Below are 13,327 nucleotides of genomic sequence, written 5' to 3'. Positions count from 1 at the left end.
TCCTGTGGGCTTACCTGGGGGTCACATCCCGCTCTTGCGGTTGCGGATTGGGGTCGAAGTCTGCCGGGAATTTGCCTTTGAGTTGCCAGGCAAAAGCGATGATTTCGGCCAGCGTGCGGTACAGCTCTTGCGGGATGCTGTCCCCCAGCTCCATGCGCGCCAGCAGTTTCACCAGTTCGGCATTCTCGTAAATCGGGACGTCATACTCGCGGGCGAGGGTGAGGATGGCTTCGGCCAGTTCGTCGTCGCCCTTGGCGGTGAGGGTCGGTGCCTGTTTGCCGTCGTATTTGAGGGCAATGGCCTGACGCGGCGGGTTGGGTGTGCTCATGCGGTTTCGTCCACCCAGCGTTGTTCCAGCGGCTTGTGGTTGCCCTGGGGCGGTGTGCCCTGATGGCAGTCGAGGTCGGTCACGCTCAGGCCGGCGTCGTTCAGGCGCTGGCGCAAAAGGCCGAGCTGACTGTCGATCAGGTCGGCGGTGAAGGCGTGTTGCGCCCAGAGCTGCCCTGACAGGGTGCCGCGCAACAGTTGCGCCTGCACGTGCAGCGGCCCGAGCGGAGCCAGGTCGAAGGCAAGTTCCACGCGCCACAGCGGGTCTTTGACTTCGCGGGTCTCACGCTTTTCTTCGGGTGCCTGTTCAGGCGGGTCTTCGCGTTGGAATTTCACTTGCAACGGCACGATGTCGTGGGCGTTGCGCAGGGGGATTTCCAGCTGCCAGGTGGTCAGCACGCCGCCGTCGGGCGTGCGACCGCTTTGTTCCAGGCTGGACAGCTGATGGCTTTGCAGGCGGGAAATGGCCGCCGCTGCCAGTTTTAACAGGCTTTCGAGGTTGTCTTCGCCCTCTGCGCTTTGCAGGGTGCGGCCGGGCAGCGGGAAGCCGCCCGGTTGGGGCTTGGCGCTGACCTGACCGAGCATGCCCAGGGCGTTGCGCACGAACGTGGGCATGGCTTGCGCCTGAGCGCTGGCGGCCACGCCGGGGTTGAAAGCGCTACTGGCCGCCACGCCCGGCGTGATCTGGGCAATCAGGCGCAGCAACGTGGCTTTGAGGTCGGGGGCCAGGTGCTGTGCTTGGCCACCCAATAGCTTGGCCTCCAGAAACGCACCGCTGTTGAGCAGGGCATCGCTCACGCCTTTGGGGGTGCTCAACTGCGCGGGGGTGGGCAGGCCCGTCAGCAGTTTGTCGATGGACGCTCGCAGGTCGGCCGGCAACGTGGCGTCCGGCGGCAGCGCTCGCAAGGCGTTCAGCAGCCCTTCGAGCGAGCCCTGCGCGCGTTGTTGTGTGACCAGTTGTTGCGCAATCGCCAGTTGATCCTGTCGCCCGCTCAAGGGGACGAACTGCAGGCTTTGCTCACCTTGTACCTGCGCCGTGAGCAGACTACCGATGCGCAAGGGCTGCGGGCTGTCCAGTGCCAGGGTGGTGCCGCTCAGCGCGGTGTTGAGCAGGGTCACCAGGGAGCGGTAGAGCGCCGGTTGGCCCGTGGGTTGCGGCACGAGCTGGGTGGTCAGCACTTTGCCTTGCAGCAAGGTGCCGACGGGCAGTTGCCCGGTGTCGAGGCGGGTGAGGGTGGCGACACTGCTGCTCAGTGCCTGCTGCACGCTGATGGCCAGGCTGCCGGAGGTCGGTTGGGTGACGGCCAGTTGCGTGCCTTGCGGCAATGGGAACGGGCTGTTGGCTTGCACGTGGGTTTGGCGCCCGCCCGCCAGCGTCAGTTTGAGCAGCAGTTGAAATGCGAGGTCGTCCTGCTTGAGCGACAGCACTTCGGCCTTGGCGCTCTGACCGGGGCCAATCAAGCCATCGAGGGGTTGCAACAATTTCAGCAGCTCGCCGCCGACCACGCCTGCGCGTGCACCGTTTGTGACGGCGGGTGGGAGCGGAGGAATATTTATGTCGCCTTTCATCGTTACAACCTGTCGAAATTGCCCTCTTTAGAGTAGGACATGGCATGTATAATGCCGCCCCGTCGTTCAGAGGGCAGCAAAACTTCAAAATTGTTTGATCCAGCTCTCTGAAACAGGCCGCAAATGCATTTATCCTGCATCACTTTAACGGCCGCGCCTGAGCCGACTTGAACCGTGAAGGCCTCAATTACGTGACCAGCCCTCTTCTAGAAGCCGTAGCGCTCGCCTGTGAGCGTGACTGGCGGATGTTGTTCGAAGACCTCGAATTGCGTCTGGCCAGCGGTGACATGTTGCAAATCAGCGGCCCCAACGGCAGCGGCAAAACCAGCCTGCTGCGTTTGTTGGCCGGATTGATGCAACCGACGGCGGGTGAAATTCGCCTCAATGGCCAGCCCTTGAGCGGCCAGCGCACCGAGCTGGCCAGTAACCTGCTGTGGATCGGGCATGCCGCCGGGATCAAAGACCTGCTGACGGCCGAAGAGAACCTCAGCTGGCTGTGTGCCTTGCATCGCCCGGCCTCGCGCGAGGCCATCTGGGCCGCGCTGGCTGCCGTGGGCCTCAAAGGCTTCGAGGACGTGCCGTGCCACACGTTGTCGGCCGGTCAACAACGCCGCGTCGCCCTGGCGCGCCTGCACCTCGACAGCCCGCCGCTGTGGATCCTCGACGAACCCTTTACCGCGCTCGACAAGCAAGGCGTCGCCCAGCTTGAAGAACACCTGGCCCGGCATTGTGAGCAGGGCGGCATGGTGGTGCTGACCACGCACCACACCTTGACCCGCCTGCCTGCCGGGTATCGCGACATTGATTTGGGGCGTTGGGCCGTATGAGTGTGTTTGCCGTGCTGGTGGCGCGTGAAGCGCGTTTGTTATTCCGTCGTCCGGCCGAGCTGGCCAACCCGCTGGTGTTCTTCGCCATCGTGATTGCGATGTTCCCGTTGGCGGTCGGCCCCGAGACTCAATTGTTGCAAACCTTGTCTCCGGGGCTGCTCTGGGTGGCGGCCCTTTTAGCGGTCCTGCTCTCGCTGGACGGGCTTTTCCGCAGTGATTTCGAAGACGGATCGCTGGAACAGTGGGTCCTTTCGTCGCACCCCCTTGCTCTACTGGTGTTAGCCAAAGTACTGGCACACTGGGCGTTTTCCGGGCTGGCGCTGGTGATCCTGTCACCCGTGCTGGCCTTGATGCTGGGGTTGCCGGTGGCGTGTCTGCCGGTATTGCTGATGTCGTTGTTGCTTGGCACGCCGGTACTGAGTTTGCTCGGTGCCGTCGGCGCTGCACTGACGGTGGGTCTCAAGCGCGGCGGCCTGTTGCTCGCCTTGTTGATCCTGCCCCTCTATATCCCGGTGCTGATTCTGGGCAGTGGCGCCTTGCAGGCGGCACTCCAGGGGATGCCCGCGACCGGTTACTTGCTGTGGCTGGGCAGCCTGACGGCCCTGGCAGTAACCCTGACACCGTTTGCGATAGCGGCCGGCCTGAAAATCAGCGTCGGCGAATAATGAGGTCTGGCCATTAATTGGCCAGTAAAGACCCTGGCTGGCATGGCACTCAACCTGTCGTGACCGGCACCGTGATGGAAACAGCGTGATGAACTGGACTTGGTTTCACAAACTCGGCTCGCCCAAATGGTTTTATGCCATCAGCGGCCGCCTGCTGCCCTGGTTGAGCATCGCCGCCGTGCTGCTGATCGTGGGCGGGGTTGTCTGGGGGCTGGCCTTCGCGCCACCGGACTACCAGCAAGGCAACAGCTTTCGCATCATCTACATCCACGTGCCCGCCGCGATGCTGGCCCAGTCCTGCTACGTGATGCTGGCGGTCTGCGGCGTGGTGGGGCTGGTGTGGAAGATGAAGATTGCCGACGTCGCGTTGCAGGCCGCCGCCCCGGTGGGCGCGTGGATGACCGCGGTGGCGCTGGTGACCGGCGCCGTCTGGGGCAAGCCGACGTGGGGCTCGTGGTGGGTGTGGGATGCACGCCTGACCTCGATGCTGATCCTGCTGTTTCTGTATTTCGGCCTGATTGCCCTGGGCAATGCCATCACCAATCGCGACAGCGCGGCCAAGGCCTGCGCCGTGCTGGCAATTGTCGGTGTGATCAATATCCCGATCATCAAATACTCGGTGGAGTGGTGGAACACCCTGCATCAGGGCGCGACCTTCACCCTGACCGAAAAACCGGCGATGCCCGTGGAAATGTGGCTGCCACTGCTGCTGACAGTGGTGGGGTTTTATTGTTTCTTTGGCGCCGTGGTCCTGCTGCGCATGCGCCTGGAGGTGCTCAAGCGCGAAGCCCGCACCCGTTGGGCCAAGGATGAAGTGTTGAAAGCGCTGGAGGGTTCACGATGAGTTTTGCTTCTGTTGGCGACTTCATCGCCATGGGCCATCACGGTGTGTATGTCTGGACGTCCTATGGCATTTGCCTGGCGGTACTGGTGTTGAACGTGGCGTTGCCGATCCTGGCGCGTCGGCGTTATTTGCAACAAGAGGCGCGTCGTTTGCGCCGGGAGAACGCGAAGTGAATCCGCTGCGTAAAAAACGTTTGATCATCATTCTGGCGATTCTGGTCGGTGTCGGCGCTGCGGTGGCCCTGGCCTTGAGCGCCTTGCAGCAGAACATCAACCTGTTCTACACCCCGACCCAGATTGCCAACGGCGAAGCCCCGCTGGACACGCGCATTCGCGCAGGCGGCATGGTGCAGGACGGCTCGCTGAAACGCTCCGGCGACTCGCTGGACGTCGAATTCGTGGTCACCGATTTCAATAAGTCGGTGACCATTCAATACCGCGGCATCCTGCCGGACCTGTTCCGCGAAGGGCAGGGCATCGTCGCGCTGGGCAAGCTCAATGCCCAGGGTGTGGTGGTGGCCGATGAAGTACTGGCCAAACACGATGAAAAATACATGCCGCCTGAAGTGACCAAGGCGTTGAACGAAAGCGGTCAATCCGCGCCTGCAGCGGCCAACGAGGTTAAGTGATGACGTTCGGACTGTTTATTCCGGAATTGGGCCAGTTGGCCATGATTCTGGCGCTGTGCATTGCCATCGTGCAGGCCATCGTGCCGTTGCTCGGGGCATGGCGGGGCGACAAATTGTGGATGAGCCTGGCGCAGCCGGCGGCCTGGGGCCAGTTCGCCTTTTTGCTGTTTGCCTTTGGCTGCCTGACCTGGTCGTTCATGGCCGATGATTTCTCGGTCGCTTACGTGGCCAGCAACTCCAACAGCGCGCTGCCGTGGTACTACAAGTTCAGCGCGGTGTGGGGTGCCCACGAGGGTTCGTTGCTGTTGTGGGCAATGATTCTCGGTGGCTGGACCTTCGCCGTGTCGATCTTCTCGCGCCAGTTGCCGCAAGTGATGCTGGCGCGGGTGCTGTCGATCATGGGCATGATCAGCGTCGGCTTCTTGCTGTTCCTGATCCTGACTTCCAACCCGTTCACCCGCCTGCTGCCGCAAATGCCGGCCAACGGCAATGACCTCAACCCGCTGTTGCAAGACATCGGCCTGATCGTGCACCCGCCGATGCTGTACATGGGCTACGTGGGCTTTTCGGTGGCCTTCGCCTTCGCCATTGCGGCGTTGCTGGGCGGGCGGCTGGATGCGGCCTGGGCGCGCTGGTCGCGGCCGTGGACCATTGTGGCGTGGGCATTCCTGGGCATCGGCATCACGCTGGGTTCGTGGTGGGCTTATTACGAGCTTGGCTGGGGCGGCTGGTGGTTCTGGGACCCGGTGGAAAACGCGTCCTTCATGCCCTGGCTGGTGGGCACGGCGCTGATTCACTCGTTGGCCGTGACTGAAAAGCGCGGCGTGTTCAAAAGCTGGACCGTGTTGCTGGCCATTGCGGCTTTCTCGTTGAGCCTGCTGGGCACTTTCCTGGTGCGTTCGGGCGTGCTGACCTCGGTTCATGCGTTCGCCTCGGACCCTGAGCGTGGCGTGTTCATCCTGATTTTCCTGCTGTTCGTGGTGGGTGGCTCGCTGACGCTGTTTGCCTTGCGGGCGCCGGTGGTCAAGAGCCAGGTGGGCTTTTTCCTGTGGTCGCGTGAAACGCTGCTGCTGGGCAATAACCTGATTCTGGTGGTGGCTGCGTCGATGATTCTGTTGGGCACCTTGTACCCGATGGTGCTCGATGCCCTGACCGGCGCCAAGATGTCCGTGGGCCCGCCGTATTTTGATGCGCTGTTCATCCCGTTGATGGCTGTGTTGATGGTGGTGATGGCGGTGGGCGTGCTGGTGCGCTGGAAAGACACGCCGGTCAAGTGGCTGCTGGGCATGTTGACCCCGGTGTTGCTGGGCAGCGCCGCGTTGTCGGCGATTGCCGGTGTGGCCTATGGCGATTTCAACTGGGCCGTCATGACCACCTTTATGTTGGCCTCGTGGGTGCTGTTGGCCGGGGTGCGCGACATTGGCGACAAAACCCGTCACAAAGGCCTGTTCAAAGGCCTGCGCAGCCTGACCCGCAGCTACTGGGGCATGCAGATTGCGCACCTGGGCATCGCCGTGTGCGCGCTCGGCGTGGTGTTGTCGAGCCAGAACAGTGCCGAGCGTGACCTGCGCCTGGCGCCGGGCGAGTCCATGGAACTGGGCGGCTATCACTTCATTTTTGAAGGTGCCCAGCATTATCAGGGCCCCAACTTCACGTCGGACAAAGGCACCGTGCGCGTGGTGCGCAACGGTAAGGAAATCAGCGTATTGCACCCGGAAAAACGCCTGTACACCGTGCAGTCGTCGATGATGACCGAGGCCGGTATCGACGCCGGGTTTACGCGCGATCTGTACGTGGCGCTGGGCGAGCCGCTGGGTGATGGCGCCTGGGCCGTGCGGGTGCACGTCAAACCGTTTGTGCGCTGGATCTGGCTGGGCGGCTTGCTCACCGGGTTTGGCGGGTTGCTGGCGGCGCTGGACCGTCGTTATCGGGTCAAGGTGAAAAGCCGCGTGCGTGAAGCGCTGGGCATGACAGGAGCCACCGCATGAGACGCTGGTTGATGCTGATTCCGCTGGCCATCTTTTTGGCCATGGCGGGCTTTCTGTACAAAGGGCTGTACCTGGACCCCACCGAGCTGCCGTCGGCCATGATCGGCAAGCCGTTCCCGGCGTTCAGCCTGCCCTCGGTCGACGGTGGCACCCCCCTGACTGAGGCCGACCTCAAGGGCAAACCGGCGCTGGTCAACGTGTGGGCCACGTGGTGCATTTCGTGCCGCGTCGAGCACCCGGTGCTGACCAAACTGGCCGCGCAGGGCGTGGTGATCCATGGGGTCAACTACAAGGACGTCAACGCCGATGCGCAAAAGTGGCTCAAGGAATTCCACAACCCGTATCAACTGGACATTAACGACGAAGCCGGTTCGCTGGGCCTGAACCTGGGCGTGTACGGCGCGCCGGAAACCTTTCTGATCGACAGCCAGGGCATCATTCGGCACAAGTTCGTCGGCGTGATCGACGAAACCGTGTGGCGCGAACAACTGGCGGGTAAATACCAGGCGCTGGTCGACGAGGCCCAACCATGAAGCGTTGGTTAACCGCCTTGGTGTTTGGCCTGACCCTGACCGGCGTGGCTCAAGCGGCCATCGACACCTACGAGTTCAAGAACGACGCCGAGCGTGACCGTTTTCGTGAACTGACCAAAGAGCTGCGTTGCCCCAAGTGCCAGAATCAGGACATTGCCGATTCCAACGCACCGATTGCCACCGACCTGCGGCGCGAGATTTTCCGCATGCTGGGCGAGGGCAAGGACAACCAGCAAATCATCGACTTCATGGTCGACCGATACGGCGAATTCGTGCGTTACAAACCGGCGCTGACCGGCAAGACCGCGATCCTGTGGTTCGGGCCGCTGGTCTTGCTGGTGGGCGGGTTTGTGGTCATCGGCGTGATCGTGGGCCGCCGTCGCACGCAGCGCGCCACTCGCACGGACACCCTTTCTGCCGAGGAGCGTCAGCGCCTCGACACTTTGCTGGATAAAACCAAAGATGATTGATTTCTGGCTTGCAGCCGGTTTGCTGCTACTGATCGCCCTCAGCTTTATCTTGATCCCTGTGCTGCGCGCCCGGCGCGCTCAGCGTGAAGAAGACCGCACGGCGCTCAACGTCGCGCTGTACCAGGAGCGTGTGGCCGAGTTGCAGGCGCAGCGCGATGAAGGCGTGTTGACCGATGCGCAACTGGAGGCCGGACGCGCCGAAGCGGCGCGTGAACTGCTGGCCGACACTGAAGGCGCGGCGCCAGCGCGGGTTTCGAGCCTGGGCAAAGTGGTGCCTCTGCTGGCTGCGTTCATGGTGCCGGTGCTGGGTGTGGCGCTGTACTTGCACTATGGCGCCAGCGACAAAGTCGAACTGACCCGCGAATTCGCCCAGCCGCCGCAATCCCTCGATGAGATGGTGGCCCGCCTGGAGCGCGCCGCCGTGGCTCAGCCCGAATCCGCCGAAGGCTTGTATTTCCTGGGTCGCGCCTACATGGCGCAAAACCGTCCGGCCGATGCGGCCAAGGTCTTCGAGCGCACGGTCGCGGTGGCCGGTCGTCAGCCCGAGCTGCTGGGGCAGTGGGCTCAGGCGCAGTACTTTGCCGACAACAAGCAGTGGAGTGACAAGACCCAGGCGTTGACCGACGAGGCGCTCAAGGCTGACCCCAAAGAGGTCACCAGCCTCGGCCTGCTGGGTATCGCGGCCTTCGAAGCCAAGCGCTATCAGGAGGCCATTGGCTACTGGCAGCGGCTGATGAACGAACTGCCTGAAGGCGATGCGTCCCGCGCCGCCCTCGAAGGCGGTATTCAGAAGGCCCGCGAGCAACTGCAGGCCAATGGCGAGCGCGTCGAGACAGCGCCGGTGGCCGCGACCGAGGCGTCGATCAAGGTCAGCGTGGACCTGGCCGACGCGGTTAAAGCCCGCGTGTTGCCCACCGACAGCGTGTTCATTTTCGCCCGCGCCGTGACCGGGCCGCCGGCGCCATTGGCCGTCAAGCGGGTGACGGTGGCCGACCTGCCGATCACCGTCGAACTGGGTGACCGCGACGCGATGATGCCGCAATTGAAACTGTCGAACTTTCCTGAAGTCCAACTGGTTGCGCGCGTCTCTCGTGCTGGCCAACCGACAGCAGGCGAATGGGCCGGGCGCAGCCAACCGCTGTCCAGCCGCACCACTGCGCTGCAACAGCTGATCATCGACAGCCCGGACAAGTAGCCGGTCAACACCGCCCCTGCAGGCGCGCTGGCAGTGCCAGACAAGCGCGTCTGCAGGGGCAACTCACGATAAGAGAAACCCGTATGAGTCCGCTTGCACGCATCACCTTGCTCAGTTTCGCCTTAGGCCTGAGCGCCTGTGCGGTCCATCATCCTTCGGATCAGCCGTCACCGACCCCGCCTGAGCACGTGCCGCAACCGTCGTCGCCTGCTGGCAAACCGTTGCCCGACATGCCGATTCCCAAGCCGCCAAAACCGCTGCCGCGGACCTCGGCCACCTTTGCGCCGCCACCGGGCGGGCCCAGCCATTGGGATGCACGTCTGGGGGTGTATGTGTTGGAGGCTCAGCCCGACACTTTCTACCGCCAGCGTACGTATTACCGCTGGAACAACGGTTGGAGCCGTTCGGTCAGCCCGAACGGGCCGTGGGAAGAGACCGACATCAGCGGCGTGCCGCCGGGGTTGAGCCGGCAGTTCAAATAAGTTAAATGGCGACCCGCGGGTCGCCGTTTTTTTGCGCGTCGTTAAAACGCGGCTTTGCCCACCGAGGCGCCGCCATCCACGAACAACGTCTGGCCGGTGATGTAAGCGCTGTGTTCGGACAGCAGGAACGCAATCGCCGAGGCGATCTCGTGCGGCTGGCCCAAACGCGCCATGGGCACCCCGGCCAGATATCGGGCTTCACCTTCAGAGCCCGGCGGGTTGTTGGCGCGGAACAGCTCGGTTTCGGTCGGCCCGGGTGCGACGGCGTTGACCGTGATCCCGGTTTGCGCCAGTTCCAGCGCCCAAGAGCGGGTGAAACTGACCAAGGCCGCTTTGGCCGCCGCATAGGCGGTGCGCTGTGCAATGCCCAGCACGGTCAGGCTGGAAATATTTACGATGCGTCCCCAGCCCCGGTGGCGCATGCCGGGCAGCAGGGCTTGGGTGGCTTGCAACGCCGAATGCAGATTGACCCGCATCACGTCGTCGAACGCATCCAGGTCAATCTCGCCCAGTGCTTGCGGGCGCACCAGCCCGACATTGTTGACCAGCCCGTCAAACGCAAAGCGCTCGCTCAACTCGCCCAGTACGTGTGCGCTGCGCTGGCGATCGGCCAGGTCCAGCGCCACCAGCGTGCCGGGGAAGGTGGGGTCGTCGGCATTTCGCGCAATGCCAACGACGGTGTGGCCTGCTTCTGACAGATAAGTCGCCAGCGCGCGTCCGATTCCTTTACTGGCGCCGGTGATGAGAAAAGTCCGTGCGGTCATGGTGTGCTCCGGTGTGAAAACGGGCAGGGATAATACCTTGTCACGGCGTGCGCGAGATTCTATGTTGCGGGCTACCCGACCCAGCGCCTGTGCCGCGCACCGTCCTGACGGGCAGGGTCTTTGACAGGAGTGACGTGTGTGAGCCAGTTCCAATTCAAACAAGTGGATGTGTTCAGTCGGGTGGCGCTCAAGGGCAATCCGGTGGCGGTGGTGCTCCATGCCGATGGCCTGAGCGATGCGCAGATGGCGGACTTTGCGCGCTGGACCAACCTCAGTGAAACCACGTTCGTGCTCAGGCCGCAGGACCCGCAGGCCGATTATCGTTTGCGCATCTTTACCACCCTGCGCGAACTACCCTTTGCCGGGCACCCGACGTTGGGCAGTTGCCATGCCTGGCTAGAAGCCGGGGGGCAGCCAAAAGGCCGGGAAGTCATTCAGGAATGTGGCGCGGGTCTGATCACGATTCGGCGCGACGCTGAACAACTGGCGTTCAAGGCGCCGCCTTTGTTGCGCAGCGGGCCTGTGGAAGAGGCGCTGATACAGCGCATCTGTGCGGGCTTGCGGATTGAACCACAGTCGGTGGTCCGCGCGAGCTGGGTCGACAACGGGCCGGGGTGGGTGGCGGTGATGCTGCGCGATCGGGCGCAGGTGCTGGCGCTGGAGCCCGACTACCCGCAACTGCTGGGCCTGGCGCTGGGGGTGATTGCGCCGTGGGGCAGTGCGAAGGATGGCGATGAGGCGCACTTTGAAGTGCGCGCATTTATCGCCGGGGATGGCATGCAGGAAGACCCGGTCACCGGCAGCCTGAATGCCGGTCTGGCGCAATGGCTGATGGCGCAGGGCCTGGCACCGGCGCGTTATACGGTGAGTCAGGGCACGGCCATGGGCCGGGCCGGGCGCGTCGCTATCGAACGTGTGGGGGACGATATTTGGGTGGGCGGCGCGGCCGTGACCTGTCTCTCGGGTCATCTGACGCTGTAAGGCCTCGGCTTGCTGCGCTGTCGCCCGCTCAGGCCCCTTTTGCTTTAACCGCGCGTTTGGCCCTGGGTTTGCTGGCGGGCGCCTTGCGTTTTTTCTTCCACGCGGGGGCGACCCCGGCCGGGCTGGCCGGGCCGCGAATGGTCATTTGCAGGCCGCTGCAACGTTCGATGTGCTTGCTCATCCAGGCGGCCTGTTTGGCGACGAAGATGTCGAGGGTCATGTCGCCGCTTTGCACCATGTCCAGCGCTTGTTCCCAGATCGCCGTGGTGCCGGGGTCGGCAATGGCGCGGGGCACGGCGTCGATCAGGCTGAAAGCCGCGGGCGTGGCCGCCAGCGCCTTGCCGTTTTTGTTCAGATAACCGCGGTCCAGCAAGCCCTGAATGATCCCGGCGCGGGTGGCTTCGGTGCCAATGCCGGTGGTGTCCTTGAGTTTTTGTTTGAGCAGCGGGTCCTGGACCCATTTGGCGACGTTTTTCATGGCCTTGATCAGGTCGCCCTCGGTGAACGGCTTGGGCGGCTGGGTCCACAAGTCTTTAAGCAGGACGTTCGACACCGCACACTCGAGGCCTTCGTGCAGGCGCGGCAGCGGCTGCGGTGCCGGGGCTTCACGGCCCTTGGCCGGGGCCAGGGCTTCGGGCAGGGCGCGTTTCCAGCCCGGCTCGATGATCTGCTTGCCCACCGCGCGCAGGGCCTGACCCGCACAGTCGAAATCGGCCTGGGTGCGGTCGTATTCATGGTTGGGCAGGAACTGCGCCAGGTAACGCGCGCGAATCAGGGTATAGACGGCCCGCTGCTTGCCGCTCAGGCGTTCGAGGTTTTTCGCGGCCGCCGTGGGGATGATGCCGTGGTGGGCGCTGACCTTGGCGTCATTCCACGCCCGTGAACGGCGCTGCGGTTCCAGAAAGCCTGCCAGTGGTTGCAAGGCCGGATCCGCCTGCTGCAAGGCACCGAGAATTGAGGCGGCTTCGGCGTGCTGGCTGTGCGGCAGGTAGCCGCAGTCGCTGCGCGGGTAGGTGATGACTTTGTAGGTTTCATACAGTGACTGGGCGATGTCGAGGGTTTCCTGGGCGCCCAGCCCCAATTTCTTGGAACACACTTCCTGCAGCGTGCCGAGGTCGAACGGCAGGGGCGCGACGTCGCGCAGGCGCTCGGTGCGCAGGGTGTTGACCCGTGCGTGGCGGGCGTTTTGCATCGCCGTGGCGGCGTGCTGCGCGTGGGCCTGATTCAGGCAGCGGTCCTGGTCGTCACAGGTGTCCGGGTCGGCGCGCCACTGGGCGGTAAACACTTGCCCGTCATGGCTGAGTTGCACATCGATGGCCCAATAGGCCACAGGGATGAAATCGCTGATGCTGCGGTCGCGATCCACCACCAGGCGCAAGGTCGGGGTTTGCACCCGGCCTACGGGCAGCACGCCTTGATAGCCCGACTTGCGCCCGAGCAGGGTAAACAGACGGCTCATGTTCATGCCGATCAGCCAGTCGGCCCGCGAACGCCCCAAGGCTGCGTGGTACAGGTTGAAAGTGTCGGCGCCGGGCTTGAGCGCGGCCAGTGCCTTGCGAATCGAGGCGTCGTCCAGTGCCGACAACCACAGGCGCTGGATCGGCCCGCGATAACGGCAGTGTTCGACCAGCTCGCGGGCGATCATTTCGCCTTCACGGTCGGCATCGGTGGCGATCACCAGTTCACCGGCTTCGCCCAGCAGGCGTTTGACGGCCTTGTACTGGCTGGCGGTTTTGGGTTTGACGCGCATCTTCCACTGCTGCGGCACGATGGGCAGGTCGGCCAGGACCCAGCGTTTGTAGCGCTCGTCGTAGGCGTCGGGCGGGGCGGTTTCGAGCAAATGACCGATGCACCAGGTGACAGTGGCATTGGGCCCCACCCAGCAGCCATCACCGCGACGGCTGGCACCGAGCACGGCCGCAATATCTTTGGCCTGGGAGGGTTTTTCACACAAAAACAGCCGCATCGTTTCACTCGTTCATGCTGCGCAGAAGGTGCACAGCATGGCAGAGATTGAAATCGGGGCAACTGTTTTTACTGTGTTTATGTACAGG

General features: G+C 63.4%; 15 protein-coding genes. 11 read left to right on the top strand and 4 right to left on the bottom strand.

Annotated elements, in window-relative coordinates; all coding sequences use genetic code 11:
* Positions 1 to 10: 10 nt before the first annotated feature.
* Positions 11 to 328 (bottom strand): EscU/YscU/HrcU family type III secretion system export apparatus switch protein, encoded by a 318-nt coding sequence (locus tag IF654_RS14570; protein ID WP_047275897.1) that lies wholly within the window; start codon positions 326 to 328, stop codon positions 11 to 13.
* Positions 325 to 1,896, bottom strand: coding sequence for a flagellar hook-length control protein FliK (gene fliK / locus IF654_RS14565; protein ID WP_094987484.1), 1,572 nt, complete (start codon positions 1,894 to 1,896; stop codon positions 325 to 327). Before fliK ends, IF654_RS14570 begins: the two co-directional genes overlap by 4 nt.
* A 191-nt stretch (positions 1,897 to 2,087) precedes the next feature.
* Between fliK and ccmA the strand changes: the two genes are divergently transcribed.
* The 10 genes from ccmA (at position 2,088) to IF654_RS14515 (ending at position 9,528) form a co-directional block, all read left to right on the top strand.
* Positions 2,088 to 2,723 carry a cytochrome c biogenesis heme-transporting ATPase CcmA gene (gene ccmA, locus IF654_RS14560; protein ID WP_047276198.1) on the top strand — a complete coding sequence of 212 codons (636 nt, stop codon included), beginning with the start codon at positions 2,088 to 2,090 and terminating at the stop codon, positions 2,721 to 2,723.
* Positions 2,720 to 3,388 (top strand): heme exporter protein CcmB, encoded by a 669-nt coding sequence (gene ccmB / locus IF654_RS14555; RefSeq protein ID WP_047275893.1) that lies wholly within the window; start codon positions 2,720 to 2,722, stop codon positions 3,386 to 3,388. The genes ccmA and ccmB overlap by 4 nt, the downstream gene beginning before the upstream one ends.
* Before the next feature lie 85 nt (positions 3,389 to 3,473).
* Positions 3,474 to 4,232, top strand: a complete 759-nt coding sequence (locus tag IF654_RS14550; RefSeq protein WP_169835769.1) for a heme ABC transporter permease — start codon at positions 3,474 to 3,476, stop codon at positions 4,230 to 4,232.
* A complete protein-coding gene (gene ccmD, locus IF654_RS14545) occupies positions 4,229 to 4,405 on the top strand; it encodes a heme exporter protein CcmD (RefSeq protein ID WP_047275889.1) in 177 nt (58 codons plus the stop codon). Before IF654_RS14550 ends, ccmD begins: the two co-directional genes overlap by 4 nt.
* Positions 4,402 to 4,860, top strand: a complete 459-nt coding sequence (ccmE, locus tag IF654_RS14540; RefSeq protein ID WP_047275887.1) for a cytochrome c maturation protein CcmE — start codon at positions 4,402 to 4,404, stop codon at positions 4,858 to 4,860. Before ccmD ends, ccmE begins: the two co-directional genes overlap by 4 nt.
* Positions 4,860 to 6,848 carry a heme lyase CcmF/NrfE family subunit gene (locus tag IF654_RS14535; protein ID WP_194862282.1) on the top strand — a complete coding sequence of 663 codons (1,989 nt, stop codon included), beginning with the start codon at positions 4,860 to 4,862 and terminating at the stop codon, positions 6,846 to 6,848. The genes ccmE and IF654_RS14535 overlap by 1 nt, the downstream gene beginning before the upstream one ends.
* Complete coding sequence (locus IF654_RS14530; protein WP_047280876.1) at positions 6,845 to 7,381, top strand: DsbE family thiol:disulfide interchange protein; 537 nt, start codon at positions 6,845 to 6,847, stop codon at positions 7,379 to 7,381. Before IF654_RS14535 ends, IF654_RS14530 begins: the two co-directional genes overlap by 4 nt.
* On the top strand, positions 7,378 to 7,851 hold the full coding sequence (locus IF654_RS14525; protein WP_047275881.1) for a cytochrome c-type biogenesis protein: 474 nt from the start codon (positions 7,378 to 7,380) through the stop codon (positions 7,849 to 7,851). The genes IF654_RS14530 and IF654_RS14525 overlap by 4 nt, the downstream gene beginning before the upstream one ends.
* Positions 7,844 to 9,046, top strand: coding sequence for a c-type cytochrome biogenesis protein CcmI (ccmI, locus tag IF654_RS14520; protein ID WP_047275879.1), 1,203 nt, complete (start codon positions 7,844 to 7,846; stop codon positions 9,044 to 9,046). The genes IF654_RS14525 and ccmI overlap by 8 nt, the downstream gene beginning before the upstream one ends.
* A gap of 83 nt (positions 9,047 to 9,129) precedes the next feature.
* Complete coding sequence (locus IF654_RS14515) at positions 9,130 to 9,528, top strand: hypothetical protein (protein WP_047275877.1); 399 nt, start codon at positions 9,130 to 9,132, stop codon at positions 9,526 to 9,528.
* 41 nt (positions 9,529 to 9,569) lie between these two features.
* Here the strand turns inward: IF654_RS14515 and IF654_RS14510 are convergent, their stop codons facing one another.
* Complete coding sequence (locus tag IF654_RS14510; protein WP_047275876.1) at positions 9,570 to 10,292, bottom strand: SDR family oxidoreductase; 723 nt, start codon at positions 10,290 to 10,292, stop codon at positions 9,570 to 9,572.
* A gap of 138 nt (positions 10,293 to 10,430) precedes the next feature.
* Here IF654_RS14510 and IF654_RS14505 point away from each other — a divergent pair, with 138 nt between their 5' ends.
* Positions 10,431 to 11,273, top strand: a complete 843-nt coding sequence (locus tag IF654_RS14505) for a PhzF family phenazine biosynthesis protein (RefSeq protein WP_194862283.1) — start codon at positions 10,431 to 10,433, stop codon at positions 11,271 to 11,273.
* 28 nt (positions 11,274 to 11,301) lie between these two features.
* On the opposite strand, the gene IF654_RS14500 is transcribed toward IF654_RS14505, so the two are convergent.
* Positions 11,302 to 13,239 carry a DNA topoisomerase III gene (locus IF654_RS14500; RefSeq protein ID WP_194862284.1) on the bottom strand — a complete coding sequence of 646 codons (1,938 nt, stop codon included), beginning with the start codon at positions 13,237 to 13,239 and terminating at the stop codon, positions 11,302 to 11,304.
* Positions 13,240 to 13,327: the final 88 nt, after the last annotated feature.

This window comes from Pseudomonas lundensis, from assembly GCF_015377145.2.
Classification (GTDB): domain Bacteria; phylum Pseudomonadota; class Gammaproteobacteria; order Pseudomonadales; family Pseudomonadaceae; genus Aquipseudomonas; species Aquipseudomonas lundensis.
The sequence above is the reverse complement of the archived record's forward strand: the minus strand, read 5'-3'. Positions and strand labels throughout refer to the sequence as shown.